Origin of the sequence: Citrobacter sp. Igbk 14, from assembly GCF_028069825.1 — a bacterium.
Taxonomy (GTDB): domain Bacteria; phylum Pseudomonadota; class Gammaproteobacteria; order Enterobacterales; family Enterobacteriaceae; genus Citrobacter.
The window spans coordinates 71,366-88,803 of the sequence record NZ_JANEWM010000004.1 but is presented as its reverse complement, the minus strand read 5'-3'; the positions used below and the strand labels follow the sequence as shown (position 1 = coordinate 88,803).

Below are 17,438 nucleotides of genomic sequence, written 5' to 3'. Positions count from 1 at the left end.
GTAGATATTTCTGTGACGAAAGCCAACCTGACGACATTCTAGACACTATGGAATAATGTTCTGCCAATGGACTCACATTGTGGGAGTAAAAACGAATTATAAAAAAACCGGAGCACAAGGCTCCGGTTATTGGGTCATAACCCACGTTTATTGCTGCGGATTTTCATCCTGGTCAACGGCAAAGCACGCAACCAGTTGGCCGCCGTAGTCTTTCAGTTGTGGCTGTAGTTGGGTACAAGGACCAAAGCGACGACGGCAACGGGCGTTAAACGCACAGCCCGGTGGCGGATTCAGCGGGCTTGGCAGCTCGCCGGTCAGCTTAATGCGCTCGCGGCGGTCATCCGGGTTCAGGCGTGGTGTCGCAGAAAGCAACGCCTGCGTATACGGATGGCGCGGATTATTGAAGATCTGATCCTTGGTGCCCTTCTCCACACAACGGCCCAGGTACATCACCATCACTTCATCCGCAATATGTTCCACTACCGACAGGTCGTGCGAGATAAAGACGTAGGACAGCCCCAGTTCCTGCTGCAGATCCATCATCAGGTTCAACACCTGCGCGCGCACGGATACATCCAGCGCGGAAACGGGTTCGTCGGCAATCACTACGTCCGGGTCAAGCATCAGGCCACGGGCAATCGCAATACGCTGACGCTGACCGCCGGAGAACATATGCGGATAGCGGTCGTAGTGCTCGGTTTTCAGCCCCACTTTCGCCATCATCGCCAGCGCTTTTTCACGGCGCTGCTCTTTGCTGAGCGTGGAGTTGATCAGCAACGGCTCTTCCAGAATCTGCCCCACTTTCTTACGCGGGTTCAGAGAACCGTACGGGTTCTGGAACACAATCTGGATTTTCTGCCGACGCAACTTCTGCGCCTGCGGGTCGTGCTTCAGCAGATCCTGTCCCTGGTAATACAGTTCACCGCCGGTCGGGACTTCAATCATCGTCAGCAGGCGTCCAAGAGTGGATTTCCCACAACCCGACTCACCGACTACCGCCAATGTTTTACCGCGCTCTAAGGTGAACGAAACACCGTCCAGCGCTTTCACCAGGCGTTCCGGGGCGAACATACCCTTCTTCACCGGATAGTGTTTTTTCAGATCAATGGCCTGCAACAGCGGCTGTGGCAAAGCGGCCTTTTGCGTACTCATAGCCCAGGCCTCCCGGCATCATCAAGTGGGTAGTGGCATTTCGACTGACGACCGCCTTCCAGCAGGTTCAGTTCAGGTTCTTCAGCGCGGCATTTGTCGGTTGCATAGGGGCAGCGAGGATTCAACAGACAACCGTTCGGGCGGTCATATTTCCCTGGCACCACACCCGGCAACGATGCCAGACGCGCTTTATCCTGAGCAAACTCTGGCAACGCACGCAGCAACGCCTGGGTATATGGATGACGCGGTGCGCGGAAAATGTCGTGCGCCGCTCCGGTTTCCACCACCTGACCGGCATACATCACGATAATTTTATGCGCAGCCTCCGCCACCAGCGCCAGGTCATGAGTGATCAGAACCAGCGCCATATTCTCTTTCTGTTGCAGTTCCAACAGCAGCTCAATGATCTGTGCCTGAATGGTCACATCCAGCGCTGTTGTCGGTTCGTCGGCAATGAGCAGCTTCGGACGACAGGCGATCGCCATCGCGATCATCACACGCTGGCTCATCCCACCGGACAGCTGGTGCGGATACACATCCAGACGCGAGGCCGGGTCAGGGATACCCACCAGCGTTAGCAGGTCAATTGCCCGCTGAACACGCGTTTTTTTATTTCCGCCCTGGTGCACCTTAATGGCTTCCATGATCTGGTAACCCACGGTATAGCACGGGTTAAGGCTGGTCATCGGGTCCTGGAAGATCATCGCCACTTCCGCGCCCACCAACTGACGACGCTCTTTCTCAGAGATACGCTTCAGATCGCGACCGTTAAACTCCAGATTTTCGGCCATCACGCGGCCGGGATAGTCAATCAGCCCCATAATCGCCAGCGAACTGACCGATTTACCGGAGCCGGATTCGCCCACAATGCCAACCACTTCACCCTGGTTCACACTGTAACTAATACGGTCTACGGCGCGGAATTCGGAACCAACGTCGCCGAAGTGCACCGATAATTTATCTACATTTAATAACGCCATCTCGAACCTCTTACTGCTTCAGTTTGGGATCGAGCGCGTCACGCAGACCGTCACCCATCAGGTTAAATGCCAGCACCGTCAGCAGGATCGCCAGACCTGGGAAGGTCACGACCCACCAGGCACTCTGCGCAAACTGCAACACGTCGGAGAGCATGGTTCCCCATTCCGGTGTTGGTGGTTGCGCACCCATACCCAGGAAGCCAAGCGCGGCCATATCGAGAATAGCGTTAGAGAAACCGAGCGACGCCTGAACGATCAGCGGCGCAAGACAGTTAGGAAGAATATTAACGAACATCTGACGCATCGCACCTGCACCCGCTACGCGAGAAGCGGTAACGTAATCGCGGTTCACTTCCACCAGGACTGCGGCACGCGTCAGACGGACATAGTGCGGCAATGCCACGAACGTCAGCGCCAGCGCAGCGTTACCAATAGAAGGACCAAATACGGCAACCAGCACCAGAGCCAGCAACAGGCTCGGCAGCGCCAGCATAATATCGACCACACGCATGATGACGTTATCGACGATACCGCCAAAGTAACCGGCAACCAGACCGAGCACCACGCCCATCAACAGGGACAGTACTACCACCAGGCAGCCAACCAGCAGCGATAAACGCGCGCCATACATCAGACGCGACAGCACATCGCGGCCTACATCGTCAGTACCGAACAGATGTGCCATGGTGCCACCTTCCTGCCACGCAGGTGGGGCCAATAGCGTATCGCGGAACTGATCAGCTGGATTGTACGGTGCGAGAACGTTGGCAAAGACCGCAATCAGGATCATCACCACCACATACACCAGCCCGACAACCGCACCTTTGTTGCGTTTAAAATAGTGCCAGAACTCCTGCAACGGGGTCATCGGCACCGGTGCAGCAATAACTTTATTTTCAGTAACCTGTGACATGATGGCCCCTTACTTCTTATGCCGAATACGCGGGTTCACCACGCCGTACAGTAGGTCTACCAGCAGGTTGACGAGAATAATCATCGTCGCCACCAGTAATACCCCGCCCTGCACTACCGGATAATCACGGCGTTGCAGCGCATCAATCAGCCAGCGCCCCAGACCCGGCCACGAGAAGATGGTTTCGGTCAGGATCGCCCCCGCCAGCAGCGTACCGACCTGAAGGCCAATAACGGTCACAACAGGCAGCATGGCGTTGCGCAGAGCATGAATGATGATGACGCGCATACGGGTCAACCCTTTGGCGCGCGCGGTACGAATGTAGTCTTCGCCCAGCACTTCCAACATCGATGAACGGGTCATACGCACAATCACCGCCAGGGGAATGGTGCCAAGCACCATCGCCGGCAGGATCATATGCGCCAGCGCATCAATGAAGTTGCCCTCTTCACCCCAGATGGCTGTGTCGATCAGCATAAATCCGGTCAGTGGATTGGAATCATCAAGGAACACCATGTCGCTCACGCGACCGGAAACCGGCGTCAGATTCCACTGCACAGAAACCAACATGATCAGCATCATGCCCCACCAGAAGATAGGCATTGAGTAACCGGTCAGCGCCAGACCAACGGCGGTATGATCAAAAATAGAACCGCGCTTAACGGCAGCAAGTACACCCACCGGGATACCCACTGCGACGGCGAAAATCATCGCGCAGACACCGAGTTCCAGTGTCGCTTTAAAGCGAGGCACGAACTCTTCCCACACCGGTAAGCGGCTTTTCAGCGAGATACCGAGATCACCATGCATAACCCCCCAAATATAATGGAGGTACTGCTGCCACATCGGCTTATCCAGACCAAGTTCAGCCAGCAATTGAGCGTGACGCTCAGGGGAGATCCCACGTTCACCCGCCATGATCATGACCGGATCGCCGGGGATCATATGGACGAAGGCAAAGGTGAGAAGAGTGATACCGATAAACGTGGGGATGACGAGTCCCAAACGTCGGAGAATGAACTGCAACATAACCCGGATTCTCTCTAATGACGCGCAGCCTGGTGACAGTGCGTCTGTATTGCTCACAAATCTTATCCCACGCAAACTGCATCGCGGGTAAAGCATTACGCCGGAGGGCGCTGCGCTTATCCGGCTTACACAATACCGGGGCGCAGCGCTTCCTTAATTGCTTTTAATTATTCGACAGAAACGTTTTCGAAGTGGTGTTTGCCTAATGGATCAACCACATAGCCTTTGACTTCTTTACGCACTGGCTCGTACACGGTGGAGTGAGCAATGATCAGCGCAGGTGCCTGGTCATGCATCACAACCTGAGCCTGTTTGTAGAGCTCAATACGCTTGTTGTGGTCATCGGTTGCACGTGCCGGCTGAATCAGATCTTCAAACGGCTTGTAGCACCAGCGAGAGTAGTTGGAGCCATCTTTCGCCGCAGCACAGCTAAACAGCGTGGCGAAGAAGTTATCCGGATCCCCGTTATCACCGGTCCAGCCCATCATTACAGCCTGATGTTCACCAGACTTGGCACGCTTGAGGTACTCACCCCATTCGTAGGTAACAATCTTGGCCTGAACACCAATTTTCGCCCAGTCAGCCTGGATCATTTCAGCCATACGGCGCGCGTTCGGGTTATACGGACGCTGTACCGGCATTGCCCACAGTTCAACGGTAAAGCCTTTATCCTGACCGGCTTCTTTCAGCAGTGCTTTCGCTTTCTCAGGATCGTAGTTGTAATCTTTAACGTCGTCGTTATAGCCCCACATGGTCGGCGGGATCAGGTTCTTCGCGGCAACTCCAGCCCCCTGATAAACAGCCTTGATGATCGCTTCTTTGTTTACCGCATAGGTCAACGCCTGACGAACTTTCACGTCATCAAACGGTTTCTTCTCGGTGTTGAAAGAGAGATAACCGACGTTCAGACCAGCCTGCTCCATCAGATTGATATTTTTGTCCTGCTTCATGCGCGCAATGTCCGCCGGGTTCGGATACGGCATCACCTGGCATTCATTTTTCTGCAGTTTGGCATAACGCACGGAAGCGTCAGGCGTAATGGAGAAGACCAGACGGTCAATCTGCGGCTTGGTGCCCCAGAAGCCGTCGAACGCTTTATACAGAATACGAGAATCTTTCTGGTACTGCTGCAGCTGGAACGGACCGGTACCGATTGGGTTCAGGTCAACTTTCTCCGGCGAACCGGCCTTCAGCATGTTGTCCGCATATTCTTTAGAAAGAATAGAGGCGAAGTCCATGGCCAGGTCAGCCAGGAACGGTGCTTCCGGACGGGTCAGTACGAACTGGACAGTTTTATCGTCCACTTTCTTCACTTCACTGATCAGGTCTGGCAGACCCATCCCTTCGAAGTATTCGTAGCTGCCGCCAGAAACTTTATGGTACGGGTTCTGAGCATTTTTCTGACGATCGAAAGAGAACACCACGTCATCAGCGTTGAAATCACGCGTCGGTTTGAAATCTTTGTTGTCCTGCCACTTCACGCCAGGGCGAAGGTGGAAGGTATAGGTTTTACCGTCTTCGCTGATTTCCCACTTCTCAGCAAGACCGGGGATCACTTCAGTTGTACCGGTTTTGAATTCAACCAGGCGGTTATAGATCGGTACGGAGCTGGCATCATAGGTAGTACCAGAGGTGAAAAGCTGTGGGTTAAAGCCTTCAGGAGATCCTTCTGAACAATAAACCAGAGTTTTAGCCTGTACGCTTGCGGCGCAGGTCATGGCCACCAGGCTCAGACCAAGCTTCAGCATCCCTGACTTCTTCAAGGAAATACTCATTCTTCTGCTCCAAATGTGATGTTTGTTGTTTTACCCTTTGCAGTGGGTTTGCACCGCCTGGCCTTTTTTGTTTTTTACCCGGCCGGGTCGGCGTTAAGAGGATGGGGATTCCGTTCACATAAGCGACTGAGTTGCAGTGCGGATTCTCCATGAAATGCCCCTCATGCCCTACAATCTGTCAACAGAATGTGAAAACGTCAATACAGGTAACCGTGATTTACACCAACGGTGAGAATTGGCAAACAAAGATTAAAAAAAGTGCAGGCGGGTATTTTCAGCAGGGAAATTTGTGCTACGCGCACTATGCCAGAATAAATATCTTCATATTCAGAAACATTTGGTGATTAACATTTATGCAAATTATGAAAATTTTCTCAACACATGCTGCATATCTGAGCGATTAATACCATGAACGTTAAAACGCACAGCGGAAAATGCTAGGTTCAGCCATAAGTAACGCAAAAAAAGATTCAAGCAAATATAAAAAAAGGCAATGGAATATGTCACAGAATCGTTAACAGTCAGTGGGAAGTGGTGCACAATTTTTGCAGACAAAATGAAGGTCAAAATGGGGATGGGAAAACGCAAAATACATCCTGTCAGTGCTTGCCTGTAGGCCGGATAAGGTGCTTGCGATGCCAAAACGGTGTAAATGTTTTGCCTGATGGCACTGCGTTCGTAGGCCGGATAAGGCGTCTGCGCCGCCATCCGGCGATGCCAAAACGCTGCAATGTTTTGCCTGATAGCTCTGTGTTCGTAGGCCGGATAAGGCGTCTGCGCCGCCATCCGGCGATGCCGACTCCCGCGCGCTTTAATTGCCTGATGGCGCTGCGCTTATCAGGCCTACAAATCTTTTGGATTCCAGAAAGCAAAAAACCCGCTCAAAGAGCGGGCTTTTCTAATTTGGTCGGTGATAGAGGATTACTCGTCACTTCGTGGCTCGCCCTGCGGGCCGTTGCTGCCGCAACGTTCTCTCGCTACGCTCGAGTCGAACCTCTTGCCCCCGGAGGTTCTCATCCTCACGGGCTTCAAATGCAAAAAACCCTGCTCGTTGAGCAGGGTTTTAAATTTGGTCGGTGATAGAGGATTCGAACCTCCGACCCCTTCGTCCCGAACGAAGTGCGCTACCAGGCTGCGCCAATCACCGAATGCGGGGCGCATCTTACTGCTCAGCTGCGCGCCCGTCAATCCCTTAGTATCAAAATGCCATTCGATCGGTGAGAAAGTCAGCAGCCCATTACCGGGCTACAACCTTCTTATCGTCCGGGACATGACACCAGTTGTTATTCTCATTTATACCGCCGTTTGGCGAGGTATATCCAAGGCAACCGAGAATGGTGTCGTACAGTTCAACATGGCGACGCGGAACCTTCATATCAGCCTCCTGCTTAAGGTGGGCGAAGGCTTTCGCATGATCGGGGTCTTCCAGATACTTATCAGACATCCACACCAACATAGGAACGCGGAACTGCTCTGGTGGTGCCATTTTACGTGGCGTACCGTGCAGGTGTTCACGCTCGTTGATCGACTCACCGTGATCGGCAGCATAGAACACGATCGCTTTCTTATCGCGCAGCTGGTCAAACACTTTGGTGATAAAGTGGTCAACATAGGTTACCGAGTTATCAAATGAGTTAATCATCTGCGCTTTCGAACAACCGCTATCAACATTGACACACTCCGGCTTCCACTGGGCGTACTCACGGGTATAGCGCTGCGTGTAGTTAAAGTGTGAGCCTTTGGTATGCAGGATAATCAGGTGCTTACCATTATCGTCCGGTTTGATTGATTGCTGCATCTCAGAAATCAGCAGCATATCGTCAACCGTTTTGCCACGGTTACGCGGCTCAGCGCCAATCTGCTCACGATATGCGATGTTCTCCGCCATCGTGTTGCTGTAGAACCACATCTCACTTTGCATCGCGTAGAGATCGGTATTAAAACCTAGCTGGCTGAGTACGGAAAAGACATTTTGTTCTTTCAGCGTACGCTGCGGGTTTTCCTCTGCTCCGCCTTCACGAACAAACATACAGCGTAGCGAAAGTTTGGTTGCCGTATCACACGAATATCCGCGGAAAGCGGCCAGGTTTTTTTCCTGAGCCAGCCTTGGCGTAGTATTTCTCTCGTAGCCAAAAATACCCATATGATCCCAACGGGTCGTTTCGCCGATAATAAACACGACGTAGGTATCATCAATATTCTTGGGGGCGACGTAGGTAAATTTCTTCGCCGGATTCATCAGCGACTTGTTATCTGAAGACTCATCAACCTGCGCCCAGGCATACAGACCCAGCGCAGACAACCAGTTTGAAGGCAAATATGAATTTGCCACTACGCCACCGTAGCTGGGCAAATCAATACCCGTTTCCCGTTCAACCGATTTCTGCTGTATTCCCAGTAACCGAATCGGCGCCCACACCATCAAGCCAGCCAACAGAACAACGGCCACGCTACGCCATCTCATACCTGGCGTACGTATCTGTTTTAACAGGGTATAGCGGCAGCGATTACTCCAGATAAGCAGCAGCGGCAAGATGCTGACCGAGACCAGCCACACAATAAAATGCCAGCCCACAACTTCCTTTGATAAATCAATATCGGTTGTCATGACCGAGGCAATAATGCCGTAGCCAATTACCACATTCAGGAAGGTCATGTAATAGCTGGCACCAGCGGAACACAGCACCACAAAGGTAGCCAGTACGCGCCAGGCCCGCCGACCAAACAGAGACAGAAGACGAAGTAAAAAGAAGGTAACCAGCACGGTGCCGGCTAATTCAACAACCGCAGAGATTCCTTTCAGCGCGGTAAATTCCTGCACATAGCTGCCAATGCGGCGATAAAAAACTGCGCAGTTCATAAACAGACCGATATAGATCGCAAGCAAGAAGCTAAGCTTTTGCTGCGTCATCGATTTAATGTATCTCATGCAAAAAAACCCTGGGAATCGGGATAAAAACACCCTGTGAAGTGGTCAATCGAACCAAACAGGGAAAAATGCGACAACAGCAGAGATGAAATGTCTACGGGCGCGGCTAAGTAGACCACAGGAGGGGAGAAAAGTGCTTATGGAGAATGCAAACGGCGCATATATTTTTGTAAATATATGCGCCGTGTATAAATCAGACGAAGTGTAAAATCAGGCGTGTGCCTCAGTAAATACGCTACGCTGCGGCTGGCGAATGGTCGTGGACAGCGCCAGCGAGATGATTAACAGCGCAAAGATAACGCAGAAGGTCACATAGAAACCGCCGAACAGCGAGGCGATAATTGACCCGCAGATGCTGCCAATCCCGAAGCCCAGGTAGATAACCCCATAGTTTTTCGCCAGGTTATTCAGGCCGAAGAACTCACTCACCAGTGACGGGAAGACCGTAATGGTGCCACCGAAGTTGAAGGCGACACAGGCAATGGCTGCGAAGAATGTCACTTCATTCAGCGGAGCAAAAAGCAGCGCCGCCATACCCACCAGCGAAACAACCTGACCAATGGTGATAACGCGAATACGGGAAATTTTGTCGGACAGAATACCCAGAACCAGACGACCTGACAGGTTCGCGATAGAAATAACAGTTACCGCATTCGCTGCTGTTGCCACATCCATTTTTGCCAGGCTTTGGGCGATATCTTTCGCGACACCAATCACGTAAAGCCCGCTCATGCATGCTGTCAGGAACATCACTGCCAACATCCAGTACTGTGGTTTACGCATGGATTGCGCCAGCGTGTAGTCGTTCTCTACCACGCCATTTACGGCTTTAACTTCCTGGTTTGGCGCATCTTTCATCAGCGTGGAGCCAAAGACAATCATCACCAGTACAATCGCGCCCCAAATCATAAAGGTCTTTTCCAGACCCACTGTGCTCAGCAGTTGGCTGTCGATAAATTTAAAGCCGAGGCTACCCAGGCCGTAAGAACCGATCGCAAAGGCGGAAATCAGCCCTTTACGCTCAGGGAACCATTTCACGCAGTTGGACAGGGTTAACAGGTATCCTGCACCGTCAGCCAGGCCAACCAGTACACCGGCACTCAGCCACAGCATAATCAAGCTGTCAGAATGCGCGGTTAAGAAGAAGCCCACACCCAGTAAGATACCGGATGCCATGGTGACGCGTTTCACGCCGAAACGTTCCTGAAGCTTCCCGGCGACGGAAGAAGAGATCGCCAGACCCAGACTCAGCAAACCAAAGGAAAATGCGACCTGACTAACCGGTGCATCGAGTTTTGAAGAGAGTGCGCCATTGAACAGGCTCCAGGTATAAACAGAACCTAATGCAAATTGGGTAATGATGGTGCCGATCAGTGTCAGCCACCGGGTACGCTGATAATCAGAAGTTTTCATGGCAGTCTTCCTGCATAGACAAAATGGGAAATTCTCTGCCGACAACCATACCGAAGTGCTTTTATGACCAGGAGAAAACGGCATGAAATGCCATCAGGACGGAATGAAATGCCTGGATTGCGGAATGAATGACGAGACAAAAAGTCGGGTTACTGAATTTTATTGCCGGAGTTAGTGCACGCTATCGCTGGAATGCGTGTGATTATTGATCCCAACATGTAACACAGATGTTTTAACCAGGCTTTTTTTCGTTAAAATTTGGCACTCACTCCCATGGTGTACAGGTAGTCGCTGTTATTCGTACTGTTTTCTGCCTGAGAAAGTGCCGCATAGGCAGCCATATGCTGATTCAGCAGCATATCTGCACCGACAGTGACATCGACCCAGTTACCCTCCTGACTCGTCGCCGCCATACGATTGAGACCCGATTGCGCCTTCCAGATATTCTCGCCAAATTGCTGGTTATAACTGATTTGCGCCCATGGCCGTATATCGCCAAGCTGCGAGTCGACCCGCCAACCCAGGGTACTGACGCTGGCATGCCACATCGGATCGGTCAGCGTTAGCGAAGTCACACTGTCGCCAAATTCGTTGTAGGTAGAGGTGGTTGAGCCATCATAATGCAGGGCTGCGACGGGCCCCGTCGTCACCTTACGGGAAAGGGGAAAATTCCAGCCCACGCTCATACCGCTGGTCGCATCCAGAGCCGTTTGGTCCGCCAGATTCACTACCGGCCCCGCCACGTTCTGGGTGGAGCGAATACGCTCTTCCAGGATGTCGTTATAACGTGGTTGGTGATCGCTGTCCCATGTATAACGTTCCGACGTATGACCGGACAGCGCATCAACGATATATTCTTGTTGCCAGCCATATGCCGTATTGGCAAACAGCGCACAAACGATGACGTTCGCCAGAATTAACCTCTGACGACCACTACTGTTTCTTATAATCATCAACGCGACTCCAGAAAAGAGCCGAATTCGGCGATATTATTGTCATTGTTTAAAGGATATCGGGCACATGAGGCCCTGTATTAAATATTGTCTTTTTAGCGGGCGCGTCAAGGCGAGCCGAATGAAATTTTTACGCCAGTAAAAACAGCGAGGAAGAGTATGCAGCGTTGCGGTTGGGTCAGTCAGGATCCACTATACATTGCCTATCATGACAAGGAATGGGGCGTCCCGGAAACCGATGGTAAAAAGCTGTTCGAAATGATCTGCCTTGAAGGCCAGCAGGCTGGGCTGTCGTGGATAACGGTGCTAAAGAAACGGGAAAACTATCGCCAGGCATTCCACCACTTCGATCCTGCAACCGTTGCGGCGATGACCGAAGAGGATGTAGAAAGGCTGGTACTGGATGCCGGTATTATTCGCCATCGAGGAAAGATTCAGGCCATTATCGGCAACGCCCGTGCCTTTTTGGCAATGGAGCAAAACGGTGAGCCGTTTAGCGAGTTCGTCTGGTCATTCGTCGATAACCAACCGCAGTTAACCCGTGCAGCCAGTCTGAGCGATATCCCTACTTCAACGCCTGCCTCTGACGCACTTTCTAAAGCGTTAAAAAAGCGTGGATTTAAGTTTGTTGGCACCACCATCTGTTACTCCTTTATGCAGGCATGCGGTCTGGTCAACGACCATGTCATCGGCTGCATGTGCTACCCAGGAGAACAACATGATTCGTGAATCCAACGCTGACGATCTGGCACCCATTCTGGCACTGTGGATGGAAAGCACCATTTTTGCCCATCCTTTTATCGAAGAACGCTACTGGCGCGAGAGTGAGCCTATCGTACGTGATGTCTACCTGCCCGCTGCGCAAACCTGGGTGTGGGAAGAAAACGGTGTGCTCAAAGGTTTTGCCAGCGTGATGGAAGAGCGTTTTTTAGGCGCGCTGTTTGTCGAGCCTGCCGCCATCAGAAGCGGTATCGGCAAAGCGCTGGTGCAACATGTGCAGCAGCGCTTTTCGTGGCTCAGCCTGGAGGTCTACCAGAAGAATCAATCAGCGGTAAACTTCTACCACGCACTGGGCTTTCGCATTGAAGACAGCGCGTGGCAGGAAGAGACTCACCATCCAACCTGGATTATGGGCTGGCAGGTGGATCAAACGCCGTAAGCACCAGGTTCGGCCCACTGTACTTCTCCAGCCACGCCAGCGCGGTATTGCCCGCACAGCCGTTCCCCAGCTTCGAGCTGGGGAGATCTTTGGTCAGCACGTTGACAGCGCCATTTTTACAAATACCGTCGGCGGCCGGGTCCAAATCAGGCCAGGCCCCCTCGTGAATACAGATGACGCCGGGTTTGATCCCTGTCGTCACAACAGCACCCGCCAGGATATGCCCACGGTGGTTCCACACCCTGACCGTATCGCCATCTGCAATCCCCCGCGCTTGCGCATCCTGCGGATGAATCGTCACTGGCTCCCGATCCGCCACCGCATACTGTTCGCGTAACGCACTGTAGTTGAGCTGGCTGTGCAAACGGTGAGCCGGATGGGCGGAGAGCACCTGCAGTTGGTCGGGTTCGGCGTTGCCGAACCACTCATCAGGCTCCAGCCACATCGGGTGTCCTGCACAATCTGCATAGCCGTAACCTGCAATTTTTGCAGAATAGATTTCAATTTTTCCACTGTCCGTTTTCAGCGGATGCGCCTGTGGATCGCGGCGAAAATCAGCAAAACGGATGAACTGCGTATTTGCGGCGTTTTCCGGCATTTCGATCAGTGCATTCTTTTGCCAGAACTCAGCGAAGGGCGGCAGTGTAACCTGCTGGCTGGCACCACGCTGCGCAGCAATGTCGTAAAAAGTTTCCAGCCACGCCAGTTCGCTTTTCCCCTCAGTGAATCGGGTATAACCGCCCTGTTCCCAGCGCTCACTAAGCTCGGCAAAAACATCAAAATCGTTGCGCGCTTCAGCCTGTGGTGGCACGACCTGCTTCATCGGCACCAGATGCTGGTTGCTGTAGTCTCCGGTCATGGTCAAATCGTTACGTTCAAAAGAGGTTGTCGCGGGTAACACGATATCGGCATGCTTCGCCGCAGCGGTCCAGAAACACTCCGAGATAACCACCAGTTCCGGCTTTTGCCAGGCGCGGATCAGACGATTGGTGTCCTGGTGATGCGTGAAGTTTGCGCCCCCGGCCCACCAGAGCATGCGGATGTCCGGGAAATGCCGATCCATACCGTTGTGCTGATAGAAACCGCCGGGATTTTCCAGCGCCTCGACGATACGCGCCACCGGGATTTTATCCACCGCGTCGGTGCCGCCTTTGAGGCTCCCTTGCATCGAAGCCAGTACCGCTGCACGACGCGTCGGGTTCCCTCCGTTGGCAAAATGATACGACAGTCCAAAGCCACCGCCGGGCGTGCCAATTTGACCGAGCATGGCGGCCAGCGTGACGATCATCCAGTGTTTTTGCTCGCCATACTGCTGACGCTGCATACCCCAACCGGCCATCAGCATGGTGGTATTTTGGTGAAATATTGCTGCAAGTTCGCGTATTTTCGCTGCCGGAATACCACAAATTTCAGCAGCCCACTCTGCCGTTTTCGCTATCCCATCGGATTTACCCAGCAGGTAGTCGGCGAACGAATCATATCCGGTTGTACAACGGGCGAGAAAATCCTCGTCATGCCAGTCGTTTTCCACCAGCGTATACGCGATACCCAGCATCAACGCTACGTCGGTCCCCATATGCGGGGCAATCCATTCCATCTTGTCGCCAAAGAACGCCACACTTTCCGATCGCATTGGATCGATGCAGATCAATCGCTTACCGCTATCGCGCAGCGCTTCAAAGTAAGCAATACCCTGTTCGTCAGACGCATTCCAAGCAATTTTCAGCGTATTCAGTGGGTTAGCGCTCCACAGCACCACCACATCGCTATGCTCCAGCACCATCGGCCAGCTGGTCTGCTGCTGGTAAACTTCGTTGCCGCCTACCACATACGGCATGATGGCCTGTGCCGCCCCCGTAGAATAATCCCCCAGGTGCCCGGTATATCCCCCCGCCAGCGCCATATAGCGCTGCAGCAGGGTCGCCGCTTTGTGTAATACACCGTTCGACCGCCAGCCGTATGAGCCGGCAAAAATCGAGGTTGGACCGTAACTGTCACGGATGCGCTTATGCTGCGCATCGATAAGATTCAGCGCATCGTCCCAGCTAACACGAACAAACTCATCCTGCCCGCGCACGCCTTGCGGATTATCCGGCGAGGCAAGGAATCCTTTACGCACCATGGGAAAACGTACCCGCGTTTTACTGTGTACCTGATCGCGAACCACGGTTTGCAGCGAGTTGGGATGAGAGGTGGGTAATGCCCCCCGGGATGAAAAAACAGTCTCGCCATCGGTTTCGACAAGAATGGGCCCCCAGTGTGCGGCAGTTAACACCGGGTAATGTGCAGGTGAATTAGCCAAGATGGCGCTCCTGAATGCGATGTGACGGCTTATGGTTATGCCGTTCAATGTTACTTACAAATTTCAGAGTCTTCCCTGGAATTTTCTTCATGTTCAGACGTCATAATCAACCGCCACGGTCGCTGTGGTAAAGAAGAAAAAAGTCATTAAGGAATTAAGATGAAGAAACGTGTATTTGTTATTGCTGCCATCGTGAGCGGCGCCCTGGCGGTATCTGGCTGCACAACAAACCCTTACACCGGCGAGCGAGAAGCAGGAAAATCCGGCATCGGCGCGGGTATCGGTTCCCTGGTGGGTGCGGGTATTGGCGCACTCTCGTCTTCGAAGAAAGATCGCGGAAAAGGCGCGCTGATTGGTGCAGCGGCAGGTGCGGCTGTGGGTGGCGGTATCGGTTATTACATGGATGTGCAGGAAGCAAAACTGCGTGAGAAAATGCAGGGAACAGGCGTCAGCGTGACGCGTAGCGGCGATAACATCATTCTGAACATGCCAAACAATGTCACCTTCGACAGCAGCAGCGCCAACCTGAAACCGGCGGGCGCAAACACGCTGACCGGCGTGGCAATGGTACTGAAAGAGTACAATAAAACAGCCGTCAACGTGTTGGGCTTCACCGACAGCACTGGCAGCCACGATTTGAACATGCGTCTGTCACAGCAGCGTGCCGACTCCGTCGCCAGCGCGTTGATTACCCAGGGCGTGGCAGCGAACCGCATTCGCACTCAGGGTATGGGCCCGGCGAACCCCATCGCCAGCAACAGCACGGCTGAAGGTAAAGCGCAGAACCGTCGCGTAGAGATTACGTTGAGTCCTGTGCAGTAATCGTTGAGCCGGGTGGCGGCTTCGCCTTACCCGGCCTACGTTCGACATATAGGCCCGGTAAGCACAGCGCCACCGGGCAAATTACTTGCTTCGTCAGATTTTCCCGCTAAGGTATTCTCACTAAATCCAGGGAAATCAGCGATGAGCAAATCAACACGGGCAACCATCAGCGATGTGGCAAAGGCCGCAAAAACCGGCAAGACCAGCATTTCACGCTACCTCAACGGTGAAAAGCATCTGCTATCCGACGCGCTGTTAGCCCGCATTGAAAAAGCCATTGCCGAACTCGACTACCGTCCCAGCCTGATGGCCAGAGGCCTGAAGCATGGGCGTACTCGCCTGATTGGCCTGATTATCGCTGATATAACCAACCCCTACTCCGTCAACGTGTTAAGCGGTATTGAAGCCGCCTGCCGTGACAAAGGTTTTACCCCGCTGGTCTGTAACACGAACAACGAAGTGGATCAGGAGCTGCATTATCTCGATCTGCTGCGCAGCTACCAGGTCGAAGGGATCGTGGTGAACGCCGTCGGGATGCGTGAAGAAGGACTGAACCGTCTGCAACAGTCTGCGCTGCCAATGGTACTGATTGACCGTAAGATCCCGGATTTCGCCTGCGATATGGTCGGACTGGATAATACCCAGGCAGCGACCGTTGCCACCGAACACCTGCTTGAACAAGGTTTTGAAGCCATTCTGTTCCTTAGCGAGCCGCTGGGGATGGTCAATACTCGCCGCGAGCGCCTGAGCGCCTTTCGCGCCACGCTCGCACGCTACCCCGGCGTTATCGCGCAAAATGCCGAAGTTCCGCTAACGGACAATACGCAACTCGATGACACACTGCGCCAGTTTCACCAGCAGCATCGAGGGATGCGCAAAGCCGTTATCTCTGCCAATGGCGCCCTGACGTTGCAGGTTGCCCGTGCGTTAAAGCGTATTGGCCTCAACTGGGGCAGCGACATCGGGCTACTTGGGTTTGACGAGCTGGAATGGGCCGAGTTAGCTGGCGTCGGCATCACCACGCTAAAACAGCCCACCTGGCAGATTGGCTACACCGCCGTCGAGCAGGTAGTACGCCGGATCGATGGCGACTCAGACGCAATCCAGGAACAGGTTTTTTCCGGCGAACTGATCGTTCGTGGCTCCACCGCCCGCTAAATTTCCTTCGTGATGGTGATCATAAATTCAACATCACAGGCTTTTCTTTGGAACCGGTTCCATCTAGCGTTATAGCAAGAACGCTGGTTATGGAGTTTCCATGAAAAGAAAAATTATGGTGGTCACTGCCGCTTACGGCTACGACCAGGTACGCGCCGCAGGTGGGCAAACGGCCCTGCTGCCCATCATTGCCGAAGCCGGTGCTGACGGGGTTGAAATCCGCCGCGAGATGCTGACCGACGCCGAGCTAAAAACACTGCCAACAATGGCCTCTGCGATTGAGATTTTCGGCCTGCTGGCATGCTACTCCGCCCCCGAACCGCTGTTCACCGAAGACGGAAATCTTAATCCTCGCCTTCCGGAATTACTCCAGGAAGCGCAAGCCCTGCAAGCACTGTGGTTAAAAGTTTCCCTCGGCCATTTTGCCCATGACGGACAGTTCGACGTGTTGCGCGAATGGCTGGACAACAGCGGGATGGAGCTGGTTGTCGAAAACGATCAAACATCCTGTGGACGCCTGCAACCGATGAAGCGCTTTAACGATGCCTGTCAGGCATTCAATCTGCCCATTTCTCTGACCTTCGATATGGGAAACTGGTTGTGGGTAGGTGATTCTCCGGAAGAGGCTGCACAGCAGTTGGCCTCAAGCGTTGGATATATCCATGTGAAAGCCGCCACACCACATCGTGACAGCTACCGTGCCGTGCCGCCGGATCACACGGAATCACGCTGGCTGGCGCTGCTGGACACGTTGCCCGCAGATGTTCCGCGCGGCATTGAATTCCCCCTGGAAGGGCAAGACTTAACGGCGGTTACCCGTCACTACGTCGCTCTATTACGCAAGGAGTAACAC

At 53.2% G+C, this 17,438-nt stretch carries 16 protein-coding genes, 1 tRNA gene and 1 other RNA gene; 5 read left to right on the top strand and 13 right to left on the bottom strand.

Features of this window, described 5'->3' with window-relative positions:
* Positions 1-147: 147 nt before the first annotated feature.
* The 12 genes from dppF to NNN64_RS02780 form a co-directional block, all read right to left on the bottom strand.
* Positions 148-1,152 carry a dipeptide ABC transporter ATP-binding subunit DppF gene (gene dppF / locus NNN64_RS02835; RefSeq protein WP_043018667.1) on the bottom strand — a complete coding sequence of 335 codons (1,005 nt, stop codon included), beginning with the start codon at positions 1,150-1,152 and terminating at the stop codon, positions 148-150.
* Positions 1,149-2,132 (bottom strand): dipeptide ABC transporter ATP-binding protein, encoded by a 984-nt coding sequence (gene dppD / locus NNN64_RS02830; RefSeq protein ID WP_137382039.1) that lies wholly within the window; start codon positions 2,130-2,132, stop codon positions 1,149-1,151. The genes dppF and dppD overlap by 4 nt, the downstream gene beginning before the upstream one ends.
* Positions 2,133-2,142: 10 nt before the next feature.
* On the bottom strand, positions 2,143-3,045 hold the full coding sequence (gene dppC / locus NNN64_RS02825; protein WP_137382040.1) for a dipeptide ABC transporter permease DppC: 903 nt from the start codon (positions 3,043-3,045) through the stop codon (positions 2,143-2,145).
* Between the two features lie 9 nt (positions 3,046-3,054).
* Positions 3,055-4,074, bottom strand: coding sequence for a dipeptide ABC transporter permease DppB (gene dppB, locus NNN64_RS02820; protein WP_003827415.1), 1,020 nt, complete (start codon positions 4,072-4,074; stop codon positions 3,055-3,057).
* Between the two features lie 167 nt (positions 4,075-4,241).
* Complete coding sequence (gene dppA, locus NNN64_RS02815; protein ID WP_271440393.1) at positions 4,242-5,849, bottom strand: dipeptide ABC transporter periplasmic-binding protein DppA; 1,608 nt, start codon at positions 5,847-5,849, stop codon at positions 4,242-4,244.
* Entirely contained in the window at positions 5,764-6,000 is a 237-nt protein-coding gene (locus NNN64_RS02810; protein ID WP_170974355.1) for a hypothetical protein, read from the bottom strand. The genes dppA and NNN64_RS02810 overlap by 86 nt, the downstream gene beginning before the upstream one ends.
* Positions 6,001-6,209: 209 nt before the next feature.
* Positions 6,210-6,635, bottom strand: coding sequence for a hypothetical protein (locus NNN64_RS02805; protein ID WP_271440392.1), 426 nt, complete (start codon positions 6,633-6,635; stop codon positions 6,210-6,212).
* Positions 6,636-6,753: 118 nt separating this feature from the next.
* Positions 6,754-6,886, bottom strand: a non-coding RNA gene (locus tag NNN64_RS02800) — RtT sRNA.
* Between the two features lie 33 nt (positions 6,887-6,919).
* A tRNA-Pro gene (locus tag NNN64_RS02795) sits at positions 6,920-6,996 on the bottom strand.
* Between the two features lie 90 nt (positions 6,997-7,086).
* The gene (gene eptB / locus NNN64_RS02790; protein WP_271440391.1) at positions 7,087-8,778 is read right to left on the bottom strand and encodes a kdo(2)-lipid A phosphoethanolamine 7''-transferase; all 1,692 of its coding nucleotides are present in this window, start codon (positions 8,776-8,778) and stop codon (positions 7,087-7,089) included.
* Between the two features lie 210 nt (positions 8,779-8,988).
* Complete coding sequence (locus tag NNN64_RS02785) at positions 8,989-10,191, bottom strand: L-lactate MFS transporter (RefSeq protein ID WP_048213653.1); 1,203 nt, start codon at positions 10,189-10,191, stop codon at positions 8,989-8,991.
* Between the two features lie 251 nt (positions 10,192-10,442).
* A complete protein-coding gene (locus NNN64_RS02780; RefSeq protein ID WP_271440390.1) occupies positions 10,443-11,144 on the bottom strand; it encodes an autotransporter outer membrane beta-barrel domain-containing protein in 702 nt (233 codons plus the stop codon).
* 159 nt (positions 11,145-11,303) lie between these two features.
* On the opposite strand from NNN64_RS02780, the gene tag reads away from it, so the two are divergent.
* Together tag and NNN64_RS02770 are read left to right on the top strand one after the other, a co-directional pair.
* Positions 11,304-11,873, top strand: a complete 570-nt coding sequence (tag, locus tag NNN64_RS02775; protein ID WP_202037460.1) for a DNA-3-methyladenine glycosylase I — start codon at positions 11,304-11,306, stop codon at positions 11,871-11,873.
* On the top strand, positions 11,863-12,303 hold the full coding sequence (locus NNN64_RS02770) for an N-acetyltransferase (RefSeq protein WP_137382046.1): 441 nt from the start codon (positions 11,863-11,865) through the stop codon (positions 12,301-12,303). Before tag ends, NNN64_RS02770 begins: the two co-directional genes overlap by 11 nt.
* Here the strand turns inward: NNN64_RS02770 and NNN64_RS02765 are convergent.
* Positions 12,272-14,605: a molybdopterin guanine dinucleotide-containing S/N-oxide reductase gene (locus NNN64_RS02765; RefSeq protein ID WP_271440389.1), complete on the bottom strand. Its 2,334-nt coding sequence runs from the start codon at positions 14,603-14,605 to the stop codon at positions 12,272-12,274. The two genes, NNN64_RS02770 and NNN64_RS02765, sit on opposite strands and share 32 nt — an antisense overlap.
* A 159-nt stretch (positions 14,606-14,764) precedes the next feature.
* Here NNN64_RS02765 and NNN64_RS02760 point away from each other — a divergent pair, with 159 nt between their 5' ends.
* The 3 genes from NNN64_RS02760 to NNN64_RS02750 all read left to right on the top strand — a co-directional run bounded on the left by NNN64_RS02760 (position 14,765) and on the right by NNN64_RS02750 (position 17,435).
* Positions 14,765-15,427, top strand: a complete 663-nt coding sequence (locus NNN64_RS02760) for an OmpA family lipoprotein (RefSeq protein WP_271440388.1) — start codon at positions 14,765-14,767, stop codon at positions 15,425-15,427.
* Positions 15,428-15,568: 141 nt separating this feature from the next.
* Complete coding sequence (locus NNN64_RS02755) at positions 15,569-16,585, top strand: LacI family DNA-binding transcriptional regulator (RefSeq protein ID WP_271440387.1); 1,017 nt, start codon at positions 15,569-15,571, stop codon at positions 16,583-16,585.
* A 100-nt stretch (positions 16,586-16,685) separates the two neighbouring features.
* Positions 16,686-17,435 carry a sugar phosphate isomerase/epimerase family protein gene (locus NNN64_RS02750; protein WP_271440386.1) on the top strand — a complete coding sequence of 250 codons (750 nt, stop codon included), beginning with the start codon at positions 16,686-16,688 and terminating at the stop codon, positions 17,433-17,435.
* Positions 17,436-17,438 lie beyond the last annotated feature (3 nt).

What these genes read in the sequence shown, in the direction of transcription:
- dppF (WP_043018667.1), bottom strand. Translation starts at nt 1,152, where the DNA reads ATGAGTACGCAAAAGGCCGCTTTGCCACAGCCGCTGTTGCAGGCCATT.
- dppD (WP_137382039.1), bottom strand. Translation starts at nt 2,132, where the DNA reads ATGGCGTTATTAAATGTAGATAAATTATCGGTGCACTTCGGCGACGTT.
- dppC (WP_137382040.1), bottom strand. Translation starts at nt 3,045, where the DNA reads ATGTCACAGGTTACTGAAAATAAAGTTATTGCTGCACCGGTGCCGATG.
- dppB (WP_003827415.1), bottom strand. Translation starts at nt 4,074, where the DNA reads ATGTTGCAGTTCATTCTCCGACGTTTGGGACTCGTCATCCCCACGTTT.
- dppA (WP_271440393.1), bottom strand. Translation starts at nt 5,849, where the DNA reads ATGAGTATTTCCTTGAAGAAGTCAGGGATGCTGAAGCTTGGTCTGAGC.
- NNN64_RS02810 (WP_170974355.1), bottom strand. Translation starts at nt 6,000, where the DNA reads ATGGAGAATCCGCACTGCAACTCAGTCGCTTATGTGAACGGAATCCCC.
- NNN64_RS02805 (WP_271440392.1), bottom strand. Translation starts at nt 6,635, where the DNA reads ATGGCGGCGCAGACGCCTTATCCGGCCTACGAACACAGAGCTATCAGG.
- eptB (WP_271440391.1), bottom strand. Translation starts at nt 8,778, where the DNA reads ATGAGATACATTAAATCGATGACGCAGCAAAAGCTTAGCTTCTTGCTT.
- NNN64_RS02785 (WP_048213653.1), bottom strand. Translation starts at nt 10,191, where the DNA reads ATGAAAACTTCTGATTATCAGCGTACCCGGTGGCTGACACTGATCGGC.
- NNN64_RS02780 (WP_271440390.1), bottom strand. Translation starts at nt 11,144, where the DNA reads ATGATTATAAGAAACAGTAGTGGTCGTCAGAGGTTAATTCTGGCGAAC.
- tag (WP_202037460.1), top strand. Translation starts at nt 11,304, where the DNA reads ATGCAGCGTTGCGGTTGGGTCAGTCAGGATCCACTATACATTGCCTAT.
- NNN64_RS02770 (WP_137382046.1), top strand. Translation starts at nt 11,863, where the DNA reads ATGATTCGTGAATCCAACGCTGACGATCTGGCACCCATTCTGGCACTG.
- NNN64_RS02760 (WP_271440388.1), top strand. Translation starts at nt 14,765, where the DNA reads ATGAAGAAACGTGTATTTGTTATTGCTGCCATCGTGAGCGGCGCCCTG.
- NNN64_RS02755 (WP_271440387.1), top strand. Translation starts at nt 15,569, where the DNA reads ATGAGCAAATCAACACGGGCAACCATCAGCGATGTGGCAAAGGCCGCA.
- NNN64_RS02750 (WP_271440386.1), top strand. Translation starts at nt 16,686, where the DNA reads ATGAAAAGAAAAATTATGGTGGTCACTGCCGCTTACGGCTACGACCAG.